Here is an 18,941-nt window from a genome sequence, read left to right on the forward strand (position 1 = left end):
CAGCGCCCCGAGCGCGGTGAACGTGGCGAGCGCCGCCCACGTGGCGAGCGTCAGGAGCGCCCGCCGGTCGAAGCCGTGGCCGCCCTGCCGGCCGTTGCGCCGCTGAGCGAGGACCTGGCCGCCGTCCACGACGCGCCGCCCACCTTCGTCGACAGCCAAGCCGAAGCCGCCCTGCCTCCGACCGGTGACACGCCGGCGGGCGAGGAGCGCCAAGGCCGTGGCCGCCGCCGCCGCCGCGGGGGTCGCGACCGTGAGGATTCGTCCGGCACTGCCGGCGCAGAAGCCGCAGAAGGCACCGTCGACGCTGCCGCGCAAACGCCGGCCGAAGCCCCCGCCGACGGCGTGCCGCCGGTCGAGAGCGATGACGCTGGCGAAGGCCATGGCCGTGAAAACCGCCGCCGCGGTGGTCGCAACCGCAATCGCAACCGCCGTGAGGAAGGTGCCGTCGAAGGTCAGGACACGCTGGCCAACGACGAGACCGCCGCCGCCGAGCAGGCCGCTCCCGCTGCTCCGGTGCAGAGCTCGCTGATCGAGGACGCCATGGCCGCTGCGCCGGCACCGGCACCGGCACCCATGGTCGCCGCGCCTGCGCCCGTCCCAGCCCCGGCACCGGTCGTCGAAGCCTTCAAGCTGCCGATGAACGAGCTGCAAGCCATTGCCGAAGGCGCCGGCCTGCAATGGGTCAACTCCGACGCCGACAAGATCGCCGCCGCCCAGGCCGCCATCGCCGCCGAGCCCACACCGGCCGCGCTTGGCCGCGAGCCGGCGCCGGTCGTGGTCGTCGACGAAGGTCCGCTGGTGCTCGTCGAGACCCGCAAGGACCTGAGCCAGGTCAAGCTGCCTTTCGAGGCGTGACCGGCTGACCCCTGAAACGCCGCCGGTCACAAGCCGGCGGCGTTTTGCTTTCTCGACCTTCATCGAGGCGTCCATGAGCACGACTACCGCGAACCTCCACGCGAACACGGCGCCGGCCAAGATGCCGCCGCAGATCCCCTACATCATCGGCAACGAGGGATGCGAGCGCTTCAGCTTCTACGGCATGCGCAACATCCTGACGGTCTTCATGATGACCAGCTTGCTGCTGGCCATCCCCGAGGACCTGCGCAAGGCCGAGGCCAAGGAGGTGTTCCACACCTTCGTCATCGGTGTCTATTTCTTCCCGCTGCTGGGCGGCTGGCTGGCCGACCGCTTCTTCGGCAAGTACCCCACCATCTTCTGGCTCAGCCTCGTCTATTGCGCGGGTCATGCCTGCCTGGCGATCTTCGAGGACAACATCCGCGGCTTCTACTTCGGCTTGTTCCTGATCTCGCTCGGCTCGGGCGGCATCAAGCCGCTGGTCAGCAGCTTCGTCGGCGACCAGTTCGACAAGAGCAACCGCTCGCTGGCACAGAAGGTCTACGACGCCTTCTACTGGATCATCAACTTCGGCAGCTTCTTCGCCTCGCTGCTGATGCCCGTGATCCTCAAGGCCTTCGGCGCCAGCGTGGCCTTCGGTCTCCCGGGCGTGCTGATGGGCGTGGCGACGCTGATCCTTTGGAGCGGCCGCAAGAAGTACGTGCACCAGCCGCCGCGCGGCGCCAACCCGCACAGCTTCCTGAAGGTGGTGTGGACGGCGCTGAAGGCCGGCGGCCTCGGTCTGGGCGTTGCGGCGCTGGGGCTGGTCGGCGCGGCCTACAGCCTGAGCCAGATGGGCAGCCTGGGCTTCGTCGCCGCAGTCTGCCTGGCGCTGGTGCTCGTGATGGGCTTCGGTGGCATCGGTGCCGCACTGCAGCTGGAGCGTGCGCGTGGCGTGCATCCGGACGAAGCGGTGGACGGTGCGCGCTCCGTGCTGCGCGTGCTGGTGCTGTTCGCCCTCGTCACGCCGTTCTGGTCGCTGTTCGACCAGAAGGCCTCGACCTGGGTACTGCAGGCAGACCAGATGGCCAAGCCCGAGTGGTTCCAGTCCTCCATGATGCAGGCGCTGAACCCGGCGCTGGTGATGATCCTCATCCCCTTCAACAACCTGGTGCTCTACCCGGCGCTGGCGCGCATGGGCCTGAAGGTCACGGCGCTGCGCCGCATGGGCGCGGGCCTTGCGCTGGCCGGCGTCGCCTGGATCTTTGCCGGCACGCTGCAGCTCTGGCTGGACGCCGGCGACACGGTCAGCATCGTCTGGCAGATGCTGCCATATGTGGCACTGACGCTGGGCGAGGTGCTGGTGTCGGCCACCGGCCTGGAGTTCGCTTACAGCCAGGCGCCCTTGTCCATGAAGGGCACCATCATGAGCTTCTGGAGCCTGTCGGTGACGGTGGGCAATCTGTGGGTGCTGCTGTCCAACGTCAGCATCAAGAGCCCCGGCGCGCTGGCGGCCATCCACGCCACCGGCTACAGCGAGACCGCCTGCCTGATGTTCTTCTTCGCCGGCTTCGCGTTGGTGGCGGCACTGCTGTTCGCGCTGGTGGCGCGGCGCTACCCGATGCAGAACAACTACCGCGGCTGACGCCGCTCCGGGCCGGCAAGGGTGAAATTACCCGGGCCGCCCGCCGCGCTGCACACGTGCCGCGCATCTACGATGCCGCCCGGTTGCCCGCCGGGCGGCATTCTTATTTCTGACGGTGCCTGCATGACCCAGCGCCCCTACATCGACCCGACGTCAGCCGCCGCGGAGCCCCTCGCGTCGCCGCCGCCTGCCGAGGCACCGGCAGCCTGGCAACAGGCCTCGCACCGCCCGCGCCCCAAGCCGGGCCGCGTGCCGCGCCCCACCGCTGCGCCGAAGACGGGTTATTTCGCCCGCCACTGGCGGGGCGAGCTGAGCCTGGCGCGCAGCTACTGGCTGAACAACTTCCTCGTCGCCGCGCCGCTGGCCCTGCTGCTGTCCGGCCTGATGAGCTGGATCAGCGTCAAGGGTGACTCGCTGCAGGTCAGCGCCATCGTGGTGCTGTTGGGCTTCCCGCTGCTGGTCGCACTGGACGTCTGGTGCCTGGTCGGCACCTGGCGCGCGGCCACGGCCTATCTGCATCACCACGGCTCGCTGCTGTGGGGCTGGCTGGCCCGCATCAGCCTCGTGCTCGGTACCCTGCAGCTCGCTGTCTCTGTGCTGTTCGGTTTCCTACCCAGCATGGACGAGTTCTGGCAGATGGCACGCGGGATTGACCCGATAGGCCAAGCCAAGTTCAGCTTCTCCGCCGACGGCCGCAGTTTGCGCCTGGACGGCGTCATCGGCATGGGCGACGGTGAGCGGCTGCGCACCCTGCTGGGCAGCGAGGCTGCACGCGGACTCAAGCGCGTGGAATTGTCCTCGCCGGGCGGCCGCGTGCGCGAGGCCGAACGCATGGCCAGCGCGTTGAAGGAGCACCGCCATGAAGCGCGCGCCGTGGGCACCTGTGCCAGCGCCTGCACGCTGGTCTTCCTGGCAGGCAGCCCGCGCCACCTGGCGCCGGAGGGGCAGTTGGGCTTCCACCGCGCCTCGACCGGCACCTACAACCCCGTCTTCGAGGAGCTGGCCAACCAGCAATTGGCCAAGACCTACCGGGAGCTGGGCCTGCCGCAGAGCATGATCGACAAGACGCTGCGCACCGCTTCGAACAGCATGTGGTTCGTGCCGCGCGAGGAGCTGCAGGCGCATGCACTGATCGCGCCGTCGCCACGCACCATGGCCATCTCACTGCCGCCCATCGCCGCGCCCCTGGCCGACTACGACGATGCGCTGCGCATGCATCCGGTCTGGGAGGCGCTGGACCGGCGCGCACCCGGCACCGTAGACACGGTCGCCCGTCGCATGTCTGCCGCGCGCGCGGCCGGCGCCGCCGACGACGTCGTCCAGGCCGCCGCCCTGGCGCCGCTGGCAGCGCAGATGCCCGGCCTGGTCAACGGCGCGGACGGCGTCCTGCGCCGGCGCTATGTGCAGATCGTCGCCGACCAACTGAAGGCGCTGCGCGCGCCGGCCCAGCCGGGCGCCCGTCCGGCCTGCCGAGACCTGTTGGATGGCCGCCTGGGCGCACGCCAGCAGGTGCCGCAGGAACTGCAGGTCCGCGAGACCCAATGGCTGCTGGACGTCGCCAGCAGCCCGCCAGCACGCCGGCAACCCAAGCCCCCGAGCGGTATCGAGATCGAGGTGCTCAGCCGCTCGGTCGGGCCGGCGGCTCAGGGCATGCTGGCCCGACTGTGGGCGGACGCACCTGACTCCCCGGGTTCCGGCACCGCCTGCGAGCCCGTCATCGCCCTGCTCGATCGGCTGCCGGCCCAGCCCCCGGCCCGGCGCGAGCTGGCCGAACGACTGCTGTTCCACCCGCGCTGACGCCCCCCTTTTTCGTTTCTTCATGGAGTTGCTCTCGTGACCTTTGCCTCCTCACTGCGCCTGTCGCGCCTGACCTTGCTGGCCACACTTCTGGGCCTCAACCTGTCGGCGCAGGCGGCGCCAGCTACCGTCAGCTTCGACACCACACCACGCGCCGGCCAGCATCAGCGCCAGACGATCGACATGCAGGCCGTCATGCGCATGCGTCTCGAAGCCGGTCCGGATGCCACTGAGGAACAACGCGCCAAGATCGCCCAGACAGCGACGCAGATGAGCCAGACCGGACCTGTGAAGATGGCCCTGCAGATGCAGCAGGTCATGAAGGTCGGCATGGCCGACACCGGGGGGTGGCTGCCGGTGACCGTGTCCGTCAGCAACAAGAGCGGCACCATGGAGGTGGGCGGCAGGACGACACCGCTGCCCAAGAGCAAGACGGGCGATCTGAGCTTCTCTGCCCGCTTCAATCCCAAGGACTTCAGCTTCGACGTGCAGCAGTTCGATGGCGGTTCGCCGGAGCTGAAGGCCGCCATGGGCCAGCAGGCCACTGCCGTGATCGGCGAGGCCCTGCAGCTGTATAAGGCGCTGAGCCAGCGGCCGCTGAAGATTGGCGAAAGCGTCGATGTTCCGTTCAACATGGCCCTGCCCATGCCCATGCCTGGCAGCGCGGGCAACATGCAGAGCACGGTGCGCTACACGCTGGTCCGCGTGGCCAACGGGGTGGCTCATTTCGACCTGGCCATGGACCTCAAGATGGACATCAACACCCCGCTGCCCCGCCCCGCGGCAGCTGCGTCGGCGGCATCTGCCGCTGGAGCCGACGCTGCCGATGCCCCACCCCCGATGATGCAGATGGTGATCAGCGGCAGCGGCAAGGGCAGCAGCTCGCTGCGCCTGGCCGACCGGCTTCAGCAGGCCAGCCGCCTGTCGATGAACATGAAGATGACGATGAACGGCCCCGACAACGGGCGCATGCTGATGGAGATGGACATGGACATGCAGTCCAAGGGCGAATCGCTGGCCAAGCCGGCCGCCAAGAAGAAGCCCTAGGTCTTTTCGACGACGACGAAGCTGACCGCGTAGTCGGTCTCGTCGCTGAGCGTCACCTGCCCGCTCAAGTTCCGCTCGGCGAACCAGTCCGCCAGCGCGCCGGAGAGCTTCAGCACCGGCCGCCCGCTGGCCTCGTTGAGGATCTGGCAGTCCGGCAGGCGCATCGGCAGATGCAGGCCCAGGCCGATGGCTTTGCTGAAAGCTTCCTTGGCAGAAAAGCGCGTCGCCAGGTAGCGCAGGCCTCTCGCCTCGGCGCGCGCGCGGCGGGCCCGGAAGACCCTGAGCTCGTCCGGCCCCAGCACCTTCTCGGCAAAGCGTTCGCCGCGACGAGCCAGCGTGGCCTCGATGCGGCGGATGTCGCAGATGTCGGTACCGATGCCGTAGATCATGGAAAAGCAAACAGGAGGTTGCGGATGGGCTGGCCATCGAGCACGAAGTCGGTCTCGCCGATGATGCGACCGCCCTCACGGCGATAGAAGCGCTGGGCGCCGTCGTTGCCCACCCAGACGCTGAGCCACAGCGCCTCGCCCGGCCAGTGGCCACGCGCGGCGCCCAGCAAACGTGCACCCACGCCTTGCCCGGTGCAAGGCGGCGCGACATAGAGCCGCTCCAACTCGACTCGCCAAGGCTCGGCAGCCGACGTCGGTGCCAGCACGCCCTGCCGGAGCTGGGCGAAGCCTTGCACTGCACCACGCTCGCCCTCCACCAGCCACAGCGCCTGCTGCGGGTCGGCGATCAGCTGCTCGAACGCGGCCGGCGTGAACGACGCTGCCAGATAGGGCAGGAAGCGCGGCTCCACGCCGTCCTTGGCATAGGCGTCCAGCCACACCCAGTGCGCGAGCGCAGCGAGGCGAGAGGCATCGTCTGCGCGGGCGCGCCGCAGGTTCATGCGTACGCCGTCGCGATGACGCGCAAGTAGGCGCGCACCGTCTCGGCATAGCCCAGCTCCAGCGCGTCGGCGATGAGAGCGTGGCCGATCGAGGCCTCCAGCACGCCGGGCACGTGACGCAGGAAGACGCTGAGGTTGTCACGATTGAGGTCGTGGCCGGCATTGATGCCCAGGCCGACCTTCAAGGCCGCCTCGGCCGTCGCCGTGAAGCTGTCCAGCACCTCGGCCTGGCGCGCCGTGCCGAAGGCGCTGGCGAAGGATTCGGTGTACAGCTCGATGCGGTCCGCGCCCAGCTCGGCCACGGCGGCCATGGTGGCAGGGTTGGGGTCCATGAAGAGGCTGACGCGCACGCCCAGCCCCTGCGCTTCCTGGATCAACGGGCGCAGGCGCTCGGCATCGGTCGGCAGCGTCCAGCCATGGTCGGAGGTGAACTGATCTTCCGCGTCGGGCACGAAAGTGACCTGGTGCGGGCGGTGGCGGCGCACGAAGTCCATCAGGTTCTGCGTCGGGTTGCCCTCGATGTTGAACTCCGCGTGGGACCAGTCCTTCAGGAAGGCAGCGAGGTCGTCGACGTCGCCAGCGCGGATGTGGCGGGCATCCGGCCGAGGGTGGACCGTGATGCCTTGCGCGCCCGCCAGCAGGCATTGCTCAGCGGCACGCAGCACGCTCGGGATGCCGAGATGGCGGGTGTTGCGCAGCAACGCAACCTTGTTGACGTTGACCGACAGGGCGCAGCGGTGGTCGGCGTGGGCGAGAGGATTCATCTCAGGCATCGAGCAGTTGTTGCACGTCCACCATCAGTGCGCGGGTGCGCAACGGCTGGTGGCCCAGATGGTAGTGGAGCAGGCCACGCAGCGTGGTCTTCAAGATTTGGGGCGCCGCCGCGCAGGTCTGACGCAACGCGGAAGGGCTGCCGTGCAACAGCGCGGCCTGGATCTGGATCAGCAGCGCGCCGGGGAGACTGGCGTCGCCGGTGGGCGGGATGAGGCCGGACTCGGCGGACAGCTGGTAGCGCCGGGCGGGATCAATGGGTGCCTGGGTCGGCGTGACGACGCTCAGGTCGGGCAGCAGCCCCAGTTCCGCCAGCAGCTTGATCTCGAAGGCTCGCAGCACGGCGTCTCCTTCTGCGAGGTGAGCCAACGCATCGGCATAGGCGTCGAAGAGCTGCGGATGCGGGTCGTGGCGCGCCATCAGCTTGAGCAGCAGCTCGTTGAGGTAATAGCCGGAGAACAGTGCGGCACCATGGGGCAGGGTCGCCCCGCCGCCCCACTCGGCACTGCGCAGCGTCTGCACCTCGCCGCCGTCGGCCTTGGCAGGCCGAGACAGGCTGACGGTGATGCGCTGCAGCGGCAGCAGCACGGCGCGCAGCTGCGAGTAAGGCCGCTTGGCGCCCTTGGCTGCCACGGCGATGCGCCCGGACTCGCGCGTGAACAGATCGAGGATCAGGCTGGACTCGCTCCAGTCATGCTGGTGCAGCACGTACGCGGGCTGCACCGACGGGGTGCGGCTGGCGCTCACGGGATCACTCGTAGCCGTAGCTGCGCAGATGCTCTTCGGTATCCGCCCAGCCGGAGCGCACCTTGACCCACAGCTCCAGGAACACGCGGCCGTCCATCAGGTGCTCCAGCTCCTGACGCGACTCCGAGCCGATCCGCTTCAGGCGCTCGCCGCCCTGGCCGATGATCATGCCCTTGTGGGCGTCACGCTCGACGACGATGCTGGCGCTGATGCGGCGCAGCTCGCCCTCCTCTTCCCACTTGTCGATGACGACGGTGGAGGTGTAGGGCAGCTCGTCGCCGGTCAGGCGGAACAGCTTCTCGCGGATGATCTCGCTGGCCAGGAACTTCTCACTGCGGTCGGTCAGCGCGTCCTCGTCGTAGAACCAGCCCTGCTCCGGCAGGTAGGGCTTCAGGATTTTGAAGAGGCGGGTCACGTCCGCTTCCTTCTTGGCCGACAGCGGCACGAACTCGGCGAAGTTGCGACGCTCCTGCATGCCCTTGAGCCAGGGCGCCAGCTCGGCGCGTCGATGCACGGCGTCCAGCTTGTTGGCGATCAGCACGACCGGCTTGTCCTCCGGCAGCAGGCCCAGCACCTTGGCGTCGTCCAGGCCGAAGCGGCCGGCCTCGACGACGAACAGCACCAGGTCCACGTCGGCCAGCACGCCATGCACCGTGCGGTTCAGGGTTCGGTTCAGCGCGGCGTTGTGCTTGGTCTGAAAACCCGGGGTGTCGACGAAGACGAACTGCGCCTCGTCCACCGTGCGCACGCCAGTGATGCGGTGGCGGGTGGTCTGCGCCTTGTCGGACGTGATGCTGACCTTCTGGCCCACCAGGGCATTGAGCAGTGTCGACTTGCCCACGTTAGGGCGGCCGACGATGGCGATCAGGCCACAGCGCTGCGGTACTTCGGATGCGGGCTTGGGCTCAGTCATGGTTTGCCTCGTTCGGCAGTCAGTCTATCCAGCAGGCGGCGGGCGGCCTCCTGCTCGGCGGTGCGGCGGGAGCGGCCGACACCCAGTTCGGCGACGTCGAGCGCCGGCACGGCGCATTCGACCTCGAAGGTCTGGGCATGGGCCTGCCCCCGTGTCGCGACGATACGGTAGCTCGGCACGGCGATGCGGCGGGCCTGCAGCCACTCCTGCAGCGCGGTCTTGGCGTCCTTGGCAAAGTCGCCGGCGCTGGTCGAGGTGGCAATGGTCTCGCCGAGCAGGCGGCGCACGATGCCCAGCGCGGCGTCGTAGCCGGCGTCCATGTAGGCGGCGCCGAGCAGGGCCTCGACGGCGTCAGCCAGGATGGAGGGGCGCTGCGCGCCGCCGCCACGGGCCTCACCGTCGGACATTTTCAGCACGGTCGGCAGTCCCAGGGCCAGTCCCAGCTTGTGCAGACTGTCCTCGCGCACGAGGTGGGCGCGCACGCGGGTCAGGTCACCCTCATCGGAGCCGGCGTAACGCTCGTAGAGCAGGCTGGAGACAGCCAGGCTCAGCACGGCGTCGCCGAGGAATTCCAGCCGCTCGTTGTGGTCCGCGCCGTAGCTCCGATGCGTCAGCGCGCGGGCCAGCAGCTCGGTCCGCTGGAAGCGATGGCCGAGGCGGCGTTGCAGGTCGTCGAGCGCAGCGTTCATTGACGCGAGGCCGGCGTCGACACGGTCAACGCGATTTGCCCCGGTACTTGATCATCAGGTAGACCGGGCCGAACAGGTCGATCTCGCGGTCCCAGGCGAACTCGATGACCACCTTGTCGCTGCCGTCCTTGGTGACGACCAGGTCGCCGCCGCTGATGCTTTGGATGGAGTACTCGACCTGCCTGGCCTTGTCGAACTCCTGACGCACCTGAGGCACGGTGGCGGGGTTGCCCGCCGCGATGCGGTCCACGACGCGCTGTACGGTGTAGTACTCGAGCACGGTCGGGAAGACCTTCATGCCGATGACGGCCACCACGGCGATGACACCGCCCCAGAACAGCAGGCCGATCAGCGTGAGGCCGCGCTGGCTGCGCGGAGAAGACGGGAAGGTGGTACGAGCGGGACGACGGTGGCTCATCTGCATCAATCGAATCAATCGAAGAAGGTTCCGACGCGCTTGAGGTTACCGAAATTCATCCAGACCAAGAAGGCCTTGCCGACGATGTTCTCGTCGGGCACGAAACCCCAGAAGCGTGAATCGCGCGAGTTGTCACGGTTGTCGCCCAGCATGAAGTAGTGACCGGCCGGCACCTTGCAGGTCACGCCCTCGATGGTGTAGCGGCAGTTCTCGCTGAATGGGAACGGGCCGTCGGCACGATCGGCGCGGAAGAAGCGCTGCGCGTCCGGCTGGACGAGGATCTGATGCTCCTTCTCGCCCAGCTTCTCCAGGAAGCGCTGACGGTAGACGCGGCCATCCTCGTCGTAGAAGTTGCCCTGGGGCTGAACGGGAGCGGCCTGGCCGTTGATGTAGAGCTTCTGGTTGATGTAGCTCACCTCATCGCCCGGGATACCGGCCACGCGCTTGATGAAGTCGGTGCTGGGATCCTCCGGGTAGCGGAAGACCATCACGTCGCCACGCTTGACGTCGTTGTTGGCGATGATCTTCTTGTTCAGCACCGGCAGGCGGACGCCGTAGTGGAACTTGTTGACGAGGATGAGGTCGCCCACGAGCAGCGTGGGCACCATCGAGCCCGACGGGATCTTGAACGGCTCGAACAGGAAGCTGCGCAGCAGGAAGACCACGAGGATGACCGGGAACAGGCCCGCGGTCCAGTCCAGCCACCAGGGCTGCTGCAGGATCTGTTGGCGGGCCGGCTCGATATCGCCATCCACGCGCGAGATGCCCTGGGCGGCCAGGGTCTCGCGGCGTTTGGCGTCATTGGCGGCCAGCGCATCGGCCGCTGCGCGACGGGCGGGCGCGAAATGGAAGCGCTCGGCCAGCCAGTAGAACAGCGTGACCGTCGTCAGGATGAAGAGCAGCAACGCGAAGTTGCCGTTCCAGCGGCCGACGTACCAGCCACCCAGATAGGCCACCAGGGCCGCGTACAAAACACCGGTCAGAGCGCTCATCAGGGAGGTTTTCAAGGCTGGATGGGGGAGTTCAATCGTCGACTTGCAGGATGGCGAGGAAGGCTTCTTGCGGCACTTCCACCGAGCCGATCTGCTTCATGCGCTTCTTGCCGGCCTTTTGCTTTTCCAGCAGCTTGCGCTTGCGGGTGATGTCACCGCCGTAGCATTTTGCCAGCACGTTCTTGCGCAGCGCCTTGATGTTCTCGCGCGCGATGATGTTGGCGCCAATGGCGGCCTGGATGGCCACGTCGTACATCTGGCGCGGGATCTGCTCGCGCATCTTGGCGGCCACGGCGCGGCCGCGGTACTGGCTCTGGCTGCGATGGACGATCATGGCCAGCGGATCGACGCGGTCGCCGTTGATCATGATGTCGACCTTGACGACGTCGGCCGCCCGGTATTCCTTGAACTCATAGTCCATGGACGCATAGCCGCGCGAGGCCGACTTCAGCTTGTCGAAGAAGTCCAGCACGATCTCGGCCAGCGGGATCTCGTAGGTCAACATGACCTGCTTGCCGTGGTAGGCCATGTTGAGCTGGATGCCGCGCTTCTGGTTGGCCAGCGTCATGACGACGCCGACATAGTCCTGCGGCATGTACAGGTGCACCGTGACGATCGGCTCGCGGATCTCGCGCATGCGGCCGATGTCGGGCATCTTGGAGGGGTTCTCGACCTGGATGACCTCGCCGTCGTTCAGCTCCACCTCGTAGATGACGCTGGGCGCCGTGGTGACGAGGTCCTGGTCGAATTCACGCTCCAGGCGCTCCTGCACGATTTCCATGTGCAGCAGGCCCAGGAAGCCACAGCGGAAGCCGAAGCCCAGCGCCTGGCTGACCTCGGGCTCGTAGCGGAGCGAGGCGTCGTTGAGGCTGAGCTTCTCCAGCGCGTCGCGCAACTGGTCGTACTCGCTGGCCTCGGTGGGATACAGGCCCGCGAACACCTGGGGCTGGATCTCCTTGAAGCCGGGCAGCGCCTCGGTCGCCGGGCCGGCGTTGTTGGGCAGCTTCTTTTCCAGCGTGATGGTGTCGCCGACCTTGGCAGCAGCGAGCTCCTTGATGCCGCAGATGATGAAGCCCACCTCGCCGGCCTTCAGCGCGTCGCGGTTCTCGCTCTTGGGCGTGAACACGCCCAGGTGCTCGATGGGATAGACGGCGTTGGTCGCCATCATGCGGATGCGCTCACTCTTGCGCAGCTCGCCGTCCACCACGCGCACCAGCATGACGACGCCGACGTAGTTGTCGAACCAGGCGTCGATGATCATGGCGCGCGGCGCGGCCTCGGGATTGCCGCGCGGCGCCGGCATGCGGGTGATGACGGCTTCCAGGATCTCGTCGATGCCCATGCCTGTCTTGGCCGAGCAGGGGATGGCGTTATCGGCGTCGATGCCGATGACGTCCTCGATCTCGGCCTTGGCGTTGTCCGGGTCGGCGGACGGCAGGTCCATCTTGTTCAGCACCGGCACGACCTCGACACCCAGGTCCAGCGCCGTGTAGCAGTTGGCCACCGTCTGCGCTTCCACGCCCTGGGATGCGTCGACCACCAGCAGTGCGCCCTCGCACGCCGACAGAGAACGGCTCACTTCATATGAGAAGTCCACGTGCCCCGGCGTGTCGATCAGGTTCAGGTTGTAGACCTGCCCGTCCTTGGCCTTGTACTGGAGCGCGGCCGTCTGCGCCTTGATCGTGATGCCACGCTCACGCTCCAGATCCATCGAATCCAGCACCTGCGCTTCCATCTCCCGGTCGCTCAGCCCTCCGCAGCGCTGGATGATGCGATCGGCCAGGGTGCTCTTGCCGTGGTCGATGTGGGCAATGATGGAGAAATTGCGGATGTGGTTCATCTGATCTCGGCAGCGCAGTGCTGATGGACACAACGGCTTGGGGCCGTTGCGCCGCACGCTGACTTCGCAAAGCGAAGTGAAGCGCGGTGAAGCCGCGCGGCGGCAGGCAAAAAAAAGGCACGTCGAAGAGGCGACGTGCCTTCCAACAAAAGGTATGGCAACTGCTTGTTGGGCCTTCATTGTAGCCAAAAGGCCCGGCCGGGAAACCGCACCAGCATTGGTTTTCCGGCCGTTGCAGGCTGCCAACAAGGATTTTTACCCACAGCTTATCCACAAGTTCCTGTGGATCGCCTGTGGATCAAATCAGGGCGCTGTCGACGGGCGTCGATTCCGTCGACAGACACCCATTCAGCGACGCGTCTGGGCCGGATTTTAGCGGTCCGCACGAACAATCGACGAAACCTCCGGAAAGTTAGCGGGCGCAAACTTCCCGAAGCAGTGGACAACCTTGGCCGCCGCCCGGCGTCGCTTTGCCGCATCGCGGAAAGCCCGAGCAGACAGCCCAGGTTTCTGCGACATCAGCGCGCCGGCTTGAGGAGGACGAAGCTGACCACGTCATCCCGGCGCACCACCAGGTTGATGACCTTGGCCTTGTCCGCCTTGGCGATCTGAGCCTGGAAGGCCTTGACCGAGGTCACCTCGACGTTGTCCACCGAGAGGATGAAATCGCCTTCGCGCAGCCCGGCACGCGCTGCGGCACCAGTGGCGCTGTCCACCTTGATACCGGACTTGAGCTTCATCTCCTTGCGCTGCGCCTCGCTCAACTCGGACACCTTGAGTCCCAGGGCCGCACTCGGCGCCGTCGCCGGGGCCTCGTGGCCGCCGTCGCTGTCACTGCCCGGCTTCTTGCTGCGCTCGTCCTCGCCGATGGTGACGACGATGTCCTTGGTCGCACCGCGACGGAACACCGTCAGCGTCGTCTTGGCGCCAGGCTTCACGTTGGCCACGAGGCGACGCAGGTCGGCCGCCTTGTCCACGATCTTGCCGTCGACCTTGGTGACGACGTCACCGCCCTCCACACCGGCCTTCTCGGCCGGGCTTCCGGGAATGACCGAACGGATCACCGCGCCCTGCGGCTTGCCCAGGCCAATGGCCTCGGCGATCTCCTTGGTGATGTCGTCAGGCAGCACGCCGAGGTAGCCACGCACGACACGGCCGCCGGCCCGCAGTTCGTCCGCCACCCGGATCGCATCGGCAATCGGGATCGCGAACGCGATGCCCATGTAGCCGCCGCTCTGGCTGTAGATCTGCGAATTGATGCCGATGACCTCGCCGCGCATGTTCACCAGCGGGCCACCGGAGTTGCCTGGGTTGATCGCCACGTCAGTCTGGATCAGCGGCAGCAGGTCGCCGGTATCGCGCTGCTTGGCGCTGATGATGCCGGCCGTCACGGAGTTCTCAAGCCCGAACGGCGAGCCGATGGCCATGACCCATTCGCCGACGCGGGCCTTGTTGCTGTCGCCGACCTTGACGACGGGCAGGCCCGAGGCCTCGACCTTCACGACGGCCACGTCGGAGCGTTGGTCGGCACCGATGATCTTGGCTTTGAGTTCGCGCTTGTCGGTCAGTGTGACGATGACCTCGTCTGCGCCCTGCACGACGTGGGCGTTGGTCAACACATAGCCATCGGCACTGAGGATGAAGCCCGAGCCGACGCCGCGGCGCATGGGGCCATCATCATCCGGCGTGCCGCCACCGCGCGGCGTGCCGCGGCGCTGGTTGGGCACCGGGATGCCGAAGCGGCGGAAGAACTCCTGCATCTGCTCGTTCATCTCGGCCTGACCCTCGGCCATCCTGACCTTCTCGGCCGTGCGGATGTTGACGACCGCTGGGCCGACACGCTCTACCAATTCAGCGAAGTCCGGCAGCTCGCGCGACTGGGCGGTGGCGGGTGCCTGCCCCAGGGCCAGCGCAAAGGCCAGCGCCGTGCTGGAAAGCAGGAAGCGCGCGCGCGCGGGGTGGGTGCGGTTCTCAGCGTGCATAGGATTTCCGGGAATCAACGAAAGGGATCTGGGAAGGACGGAACAGATGGGGCGATGGGGCGCAGCTTCAAGGAAGGGGCCGGGAGGCGGCCGACTCCGGCAGAGCCAGCCCCCAGTCGATCACTTCCGGGGGTGCGTCGCCGGGGAGCGTACGGCCTGCGGCCGTCTGCGCAAAGCTCAGGCCGCTAAGCCCCTGCGCTCGTGGTGTCGGGACAGCTGCCGCGGCGACGAAGGCGTCCGTCGCCGGAACGGGTCGCAACGCGCCCACACCCAAGGCCAGAGCCACAAAGCTGGCAGCGACGGCAAGAGGGGGCCACCAATCGCGCCCACGCGGCTGCGACGCCACCGGGGCCGGCAGCTGTGCATGCAGGGCTTCGAGCAGCGCATCGGGTTCGCGGCGAAGCGGCGCCAGCTCAGCGGTGCGAAGTCCATCGGAGGCCGTGTGCCAAAGGGCCCAACGATCGCGCAAGGCCGGGTCTCGTGCCCAAGCGTCACTCACGCGCGCCCAGTCGGCCGGCGTCGCGCGCCCGTCCATGACGGCCGACAGGGCTTCGGTCAGCGCATCGTCGGCACGGCTCACCATCGCCGCCCTCCAGCGCCCCCCAGCAGGGGACGCAGCCGCGCGGCAATGGCCTCCCGCGCGCGGAAGATGCGCGAGCGCACGGTGCCCTGGGGGCAATCCATCAAGTCGGCGATCTCGTCGTAGCTCAAACCATCCACCTCTCGCAGCAGCAGCGCCCGGCGCTGGTCCTCAGCCAAGGCTGCGACCGCGTCGTCCAGTTCCCGGGCCAACTGACGCCCCGCGAGCAGGGTCTCCGGGGTCGCATCGTCGCTTGGAGTCGCGTCCGTGCCGAAAGTTCCTTCGTCATCGTCCAGGGATTCAACGGGGCGCTGGCGAGCACGATGGCGCTTGGCGGCGTTGACGGCGATGCGGTAGATCCAGGTGTAGAAGGCGCTCTCGCCGCGGAAAGCCGGCAGCGCGCGGTAGGCAGCCAGGAACGTCTCCTGGCAGAGGTCGGCCACATCGGCGGGATCGCGGACGCTGCGCGACAGCAGGCGCTCGACCCGACGCTGGTACTTCAGCACCAGCATGTCGAAGGCGGCACGGCTGCCCTTTTGGGCCTCCCGCACCAGCAGCGCATCGGCCTCCGCCGTCATTGCCGTGCAGCGCCGTCCGGCGCGGCGAAAAACGGTGCCCGCGAAGCCGCCTCTGCCTGCCGCCGAGTGCGTGACGGCCGCAGCCCACGCGGGCCGAGGTCGATCAGCAGGTCCAGGGGCAACAGGGCCTTGTCAGCGCAGCCAGGATCCGTCAGGCGCCAGGCCTGGCCTTCCCGGTGCCACCGACGCAGCAGCATCACGGTGCGACACCAGGTCCAGGCCATGACGGTGGCGGCGCCCAGCCATGCCGACCCGGCCCTGCCCCGAGCGCCAAGTGCCGCGCCCCCGACCCCGCGGCTGCGAAGGCCGCGATCCGAGGAGCGATGGCCTGCAAGGCCGGCTGAGGCAGGATGCGCGCGGCGACCGGCGGCGTGCGACGCATCGCCGGAACTCAGCGTCGTCAGACGCGCTTGAAGATCAGCGTGCCGTTGGTGCCGCCGAAACCGAAGTTGTTCTTCGCGGCGTACTCGATCTTCATCGGCCGCGCCTCGTTGGCACAGTAGTCCAGGTCGCACTCGGGATCCTGGTTGAAGATGTTGATCGTCGGCGGCGCGATCTGGTCACGGATGGCCAGCGCGGTAAAGACCGATTCGATGCCACCCGCGCCGCCCAGCAGGTGGCCGGTCATGGACTTGGTCGAGCTGATGACCATCTGCTTGGCGTGGTCGCCAAAAGCCAGCTTGATCGCGTTGGTCTCGTTCACGTCACCCAGCGGCGTGGAGGTGCCGTGGGCATTCATGTATTGGATCTGGTCAGGGTTGACGCCTGCGTTGCGCAGCGCCGCGCGCATGGAACGCTTGGGGCCGTCGACGTTGGGCGCCGTCATGTGGTACGCATCCGCACCCATGCCGAAACCCGACAGTTCGCAGTAGATCTTGGCGCCGCGCTTCTTGGCGTGCTCGTACTCCTCGAGCACCAGCACGCCAGCGCCCTCACCCAGCACGAAGCCATCGCGATCCTTGTCCCAGGGACGGGAGGCGGTCGCGGGGTCGTCGTTGCGGGTGGAGAGCGCCCGAGCGGCGGCAAAGCCGCCAATGCCCAGCGCCGACACCGCACCTTCGGCGCCGCCCGCGATCATCACGTCGGCGTCGCCGTACTCAATGAGGCGGCCGGCTTCGCCGATGGCGTGCAAGCCCGTGGTGCAGGCCGTCACGATCGCCAGGTTGGGTCCCTGGAAGCCGAAGTTGATGGACACATGGCCCGAGATCATGTTGATGATCGAGGCCGGGATGAAGAACGGCGAGATGCGGCGCGGGCCGCGGTTCATCAGCTCAGTGTGGGTGTCTTCGATCAGCGGCAAGCCGCCGATGCCGGAACCCACGAGCACGCCGATGCGCTCGGCCTGTTCTTCGGTCAGTTGATCGCCGGTCGGGATGCCGGAATCACGCACTGCCTGGAAAGCCGCCGCCAAGCCGTAATGGATGAAGCCATCCATGTGCCGGGCTTCCTTGGCGGGGATGTAATCCTCGATTTTGAAGCCCTTGACCTCACCCGCGAAATGGCATGCCAGATTGCTGGCATCGAAGCGGGTGACGGTGGCGATGCCGGAACGTCCGGCGAGGATATTGGCCCAGCCTTCGGCAACGGTGTTGCCGACGGGACTGATGAGGCCAAGACCGGTGACGACGACGCGGCGACGGGTCATGCAGTGCGGATCAGGGATCAGAGTTGCGAGAGAGAAAAGGCCTCAGGCCTTCTGGTGCTTGACGGCGTAGTCGATCGCCAGCTGCACGGTGGTGATCTTCTCGGCTTCTTCATCGGGGATCTCGATGCCGAACTCGTCTTCGAGGGCCATCACCAGTTCCACGGTGTCCAGAGAATCGGCGCCCAGGTCGGCAACGAAAGCCTTCTCGTTCGTAACGTCGGCTTCCGCCACGCCGAGTTGCTCGGCGATGATTTTCTTGACTCGTGCTTCGATATCGCTCATGACTCCTCCAGGAGGGGTTTGCAGAAAACAGCCCAGCATTCTACGGGCTCTAGATGGGCGCCCCTAAAGCAGGGGGCCCGGGCCTGATCAGGCCATGTACATGCCGCCGTTGACGTGCAGCTCGGTGCCGGTGATGTAAGCACCGCCGGGTGACGCCAGGAAGGCAACCGCCGCGGCGATTTCCTCGGGTGCGCCTAGGCGGCCCAGCGGGATCTGTGCCAACAGCGCGGCCTTCTGGGCCTCGGGCAGCACCTCGGTCATGTCGGTGGCGATGAAGCCCGGCGCGATGCAGTTGACCGTGATGCCGCGGCTGCCCAGCTCGCGGGCCAGTGAGCGGGTCAGGCCGGCCACGCCCGCCTTGGCGGCAGCGTAGTTGGCCTGGCCGGCATTGCCGGAGGCGCCGACGACCGAGGTGATGTTGATGATGCGGCCCGAGCGCTGCTTCATCATCGGCTTGGTGGCGGCGCGGGCGAGGCGGAAGACGGCCTTGAGGTTGGTGTCCAGCACGGCGTCCCAGTCCTCGTCTTTCATCCGCATGGACAGGGTGTCGCGGGTGATGCCGGCATTGTTGACGAGGACGTTCAGAGCGCCGTCCCTGGCGACGATGTCGTCCACGGCGGCCTGGCTCGCGGCAGCGTCGGTCACGTTCAGCACGATGCCGCGTCCCCCGTGAGGGGCCAAGGCTTCGGTGATGCCGGCGGCGCCGGACTCCGACGTGGCCGTGCCGATGACGCGCCAGCCTTCGTTGGCCAGGGCCAGCGCGATGGCGCGGCCAATGCCGCGGCTGGCGCCAGTGACGAGGGCGACGCCCTTGTTCGTGGATTCAGTCATGTCAGCCACCTCCCAGCAGCGCACGCGCTTCGGCCAGCGAAGCAGGGTCGAAGACACACGCGGCCTGCAGCTCGGCATCGATGCGCTTGGCCATGCCGGTCAGCACCTTGCCGGGACCGGCCTCGATGATGTGGCCCACGCCCCGGGCCTTGAGGGCCTGCACGACCTCGACCCAGCGCACCGGACCGAAAGCCTGGCGATACAGCGCGTCGCGCAACGCGTCGGCGTTGTCCGTCACGGCCACGTCAATGTTGTTGACCACCGGGAAGGCGGCGGCCTGGAACTGCACGGTGGCGAGCTTGTCCTTCAGACGCTCGGCAGCCGGCTTCATCAAGCTGGAGTGGAAGGGCGCGGACACCGGCAGCGGCAGTGCGCGTTTGGCGCCTGCGGCCTTCAGGATCTCGGCGGCTTTCTCGGCGCCGGCCTTGCTGCCGGCGATGACGGTCTGCTTGGGATCGTTG

19 protein-coding genes and 1 pseudogene are annotated in these 18,941 nt (G+C 67.4%); 4 read left to right on the top strand and 16 right to left on the bottom strand.

The window, feature by feature from the left end; translation table 11 throughout:
- From VGF12_RS05185 to VGF12_RS05200, 4 genes and pseudogenes are all read left to right on the top strand, one after another.
- Positions 1-855 (top strand): annotated as a pseudogene (locus VGF12_RS05185) (ribonuclease E/G); the annotation flags it as partial.
- A gap of 73 nt (positions 856-928) precedes the next feature.
- Positions 929-2,479, top strand: coding sequence for an oligopeptide:H+ symporter (locus VGF12_RS05190; protein ID WP_331174979.1), 1,551 nt, complete (start codon positions 929-931; stop codon positions 2,477-2,479).
- A 123-nt stretch (positions 2,480-2,602) separates the two neighbouring features.
- Positions 2,603-4,276: a hypothetical protein gene (locus VGF12_RS05195; RefSeq protein ID WP_331174980.1), complete on the top strand. Its 1,674-nt coding sequence runs from the start codon at positions 2,603-2,605 to the stop codon at positions 4,274-4,276.
- A 36-nt stretch (positions 4,277-4,312) separates the two neighbouring features.
- Complete coding sequence (locus VGF12_RS05200; protein ID WP_331174981.1) at positions 4,313-5,323, top strand: hypothetical protein; 1,011 nt, start codon at positions 4,313-4,315, stop codon at positions 5,321-5,323.
- On the opposite strand, the gene acpS is transcribed toward VGF12_RS05200, so the two are convergent.
- The 16 genes from acpS to VGF12_RS05280 form a co-directional block, all read right to left on the bottom strand.
- Positions 5,320-5,712, bottom strand: coding sequence for a holo-ACP synthase (gene acpS / locus VGF12_RS05205; RefSeq protein ID WP_331174982.1), 393 nt, complete (start codon positions 5,710-5,712; stop codon positions 5,320-5,322). The two genes, VGF12_RS05200 and acpS, sit on opposite strands and share 4 nt — an antisense overlap.
- Positions 5,709-6,212, bottom strand: a complete 504-nt coding sequence (locus VGF12_RS05210) for an N-acetyltransferase (protein WP_331174983.1) — start codon at positions 6,210-6,212, stop codon at positions 5,709-5,711. The genes acpS and VGF12_RS05210 overlap by 4 nt, the downstream gene beginning before the upstream one ends.
- A complete protein-coding gene (locus VGF12_RS05215; protein WP_331174984.1) occupies positions 6,209-6,976 on the bottom strand; it encodes a pyridoxine 5'-phosphate synthase in 768 nt (255 codons plus the stop codon). The genes VGF12_RS05210 and VGF12_RS05215 overlap by 4 nt, the downstream gene beginning before the upstream one ends.
- A 1-nt stretch (position 6,977) precedes the next feature.
- Positions 6,978-7,730, bottom strand: a complete 753-nt coding sequence (gene recO / locus VGF12_RS05220) for a DNA repair protein RecO (protein ID WP_331174985.1) — start codon at positions 7,728-7,730, stop codon at positions 6,978-6,980.
- Between the two features lie 4 nt (positions 7,731-7,734).
- Entirely contained in the window at positions 7,735-8,643 is a 909-nt protein-coding gene (gene era / locus VGF12_RS05225) for a GTPase Era (protein ID WP_331174986.1), read from the bottom strand.
- Positions 8,640-9,332: a ribonuclease III gene (rnc, locus tag VGF12_RS05230; protein WP_331174987.1), complete on the bottom strand. Its 693-nt coding sequence runs from the start codon at positions 9,330-9,332 to the stop codon at positions 8,640-8,642. The genes era and rnc overlap by 4 nt, the downstream gene beginning before the upstream one ends.
- A gap of 25 nt (positions 9,333-9,357) precedes the next feature.
- Complete coding sequence (locus VGF12_RS05235; protein WP_331174988.1) at positions 9,358-9,750, bottom strand: DUF4845 domain-containing protein; 393 nt, start codon at positions 9,748-9,750, stop codon at positions 9,358-9,360.
- A 14-nt stretch (positions 9,751-9,764) separates the two neighbouring features.
- Positions 9,765-10,742: a signal peptidase I gene (gene lepB, locus VGF12_RS05240; protein ID WP_331174989.1), complete on the bottom strand. Its 978-nt coding sequence runs from the start codon at positions 10,740-10,742 to the stop codon at positions 9,765-9,767.
- Positions 10,743-10,773: 31 nt separating this feature from the next.
- Positions 10,774-12,582, bottom strand: a complete 1,809-nt coding sequence (gene lepA / locus VGF12_RS05245; RefSeq protein ID WP_331174990.1) for a translation elongation factor 4 — start codon at positions 12,580-12,582, stop codon at positions 10,774-10,776.
- 518 nt (positions 12,583-13,100) lie between these two features.
- Complete coding sequence (locus tag VGF12_RS05250) at positions 13,101-14,564, bottom strand: DegQ family serine endoprotease (RefSeq protein ID WP_331174991.1); 1,464 nt, start codon at positions 14,562-14,564, stop codon at positions 13,101-13,103.
- A 67-nt stretch (positions 14,565-14,631) separates the two neighbouring features.
- Positions 14,632-15,147, bottom strand: a complete 516-nt coding sequence (locus tag VGF12_RS05255; protein WP_331174992.1) for a sigma-E factor negative regulatory protein — start codon at positions 15,145-15,147, stop codon at positions 14,632-14,634.
- A complete protein-coding gene (locus tag VGF12_RS05260) occupies positions 15,141-15,722 on the bottom strand; it encodes a sigma-70 family RNA polymerase sigma factor (protein ID WP_331174993.1) in 582 nt (193 codons plus the stop codon). Before VGF12_RS05260 ends, VGF12_RS05255 begins: the two co-directional genes overlap by 7 nt.
- 400 nt (positions 15,723-16,122) lie before the next feature.
- The gene (fabF, locus tag VGF12_RS05265) at positions 16,123-17,367 is read right to left on the bottom strand and encodes a beta-ketoacyl-ACP synthase II (RefSeq protein WP_331174994.1); all 1,245 of its coding nucleotides are present in this window, start codon (positions 17,365-17,367) and stop codon (positions 16,123-16,125) included.
- Positions 17,368-17,409: 42 nt separating this feature from the next.
- Positions 17,410-17,649: an acyl carrier protein gene (acpP, locus tag VGF12_RS05270; RefSeq protein ID WP_056204266.1), complete on the bottom strand. Its 240-nt coding sequence runs from the start codon at positions 17,647-17,649 to the stop codon at positions 17,410-17,412.
- Between the two features lie 87 nt (positions 17,650-17,736).
- Entirely contained in the window at positions 17,737-18,480 is a 744-nt protein-coding gene (gene fabG / locus VGF12_RS05275) for a 3-oxoacyl-ACP reductase FabG (protein ID WP_331174995.1), read from the bottom strand.
- A 1-nt stretch (position 18,481) separates the two neighbouring features.
- Positions 18,482-18,941: ACP S-malonyltransferase (locus VGF12_RS05280; protein ID WP_331174996.1), on the bottom strand; the 460-nt coding region annotated here is incomplete at its 5' end.

This window comes from Roseateles sp. (assembly GCF_036404855.1).
In the GTDB taxonomy this organism is placed as follows: domain Bacteria; phylum Pseudomonadota; class Gammaproteobacteria; order Burkholderiales; family Burkholderiaceae_C; genus Pelomonas.

Bases quoted from the DNA above. Each gene is read 5' to 3' on its own strand.
- VGF12_RS05190 (WP_331174979.1), top strand. From the start codon at position 929: ATGAGCACGACTACCGCGAACCTCCACGCGAACACGGCGCCGGCCAAG.
- VGF12_RS05195 (WP_331174980.1), top strand. From the start codon at position 2,603: ATGACCCAGCGCCCCTACATCGACCCGACGTCAGCCGCCGCGGAGCCC.
- acpS (WP_331174982.1), bottom strand. From the start codon at position 5,712: ATGATCTACGGCATCGGTACCGACATCTGCGACATCCGCCGCATCGAG.
- VGF12_RS05210 (WP_331174983.1), bottom strand. From the start codon at position 6,212: ATGAACCTGCGGCGCGCCCGCGCAGACGATGCCTCTCGCCTCGCTGCG.
- VGF12_RS05215 (WP_331174984.1), bottom strand. From the start codon at position 6,976: ATGAATCCTCTCGCCCACGCCGACCACCGCTGCGCCCTGTCGGTCAAC.
- era (WP_331174986.1), bottom strand. From the start codon at position 8,643: ATGACTGAGCCCAAGCCCGCATCCGAAGTACCGCAGCGCTGTGGCCTG.
- rnc (WP_331174987.1), bottom strand. From the start codon at position 9,332: ATGAACGCTGCGCTCGACGACCTGCAACGCCGCCTCGGCCATCGCTTC.
- VGF12_RS05235 (WP_331174988.1), bottom strand. From the start codon at position 9,750: ATGAGCCACCGTCGTCCCGCTCGTACCACCTTCCCGTCTTCTCCGCGC.
- lepB (WP_331174989.1), bottom strand. From the start codon at position 10,742: ATGAGCGCTCTGACCGGTGTTTTGTACGCGGCCCTGGTGGCCTATCTG.
- lepA (WP_331174990.1), bottom strand. From the start codon at position 12,582: ATGAACCACATCCGCAATTTCTCCATCATTGCCCACATCGACCACGGC.
- VGF12_RS05250 (WP_331174991.1), bottom strand. From the start codon at position 14,564: ATGCACGCTGAGAACCGCACCCACCCCGCGCGCGCGCGCTTCCTGCTT.
- VGF12_RS05255 (WP_331174992.1), bottom strand. From the start codon at position 15,147: ATGGTGAGCCGTGCCGACGATGCGCTGACCGAAGCCCTGTCGGCCGTC.
- VGF12_RS05260 (WP_331174993.1), bottom strand. From the start codon at position 15,722: ATGACGGCGGAGGCCGATGCGCTGCTGGTGCGGGAGGCCCAAAAGGGC.
- fabF (WP_331174994.1), bottom strand. From the start codon at position 17,367: ATGACCCGTCGCCGCGTCGTCGTCACCGGTCTTGGCCTCATCAGTCCC.
- acpP (WP_056204266.1), bottom strand. From the start codon at position 17,649: ATGAGCGATATCGAAGCACGAGTCAAGAAAATCATCGCCGAGCAACTC.
- fabG (WP_331174995.1), bottom strand. From the start codon at position 18,480: ATGACTGAATCCACGAACAAGGGCGTCGCCCTCGTCACTGGCGCCAGC.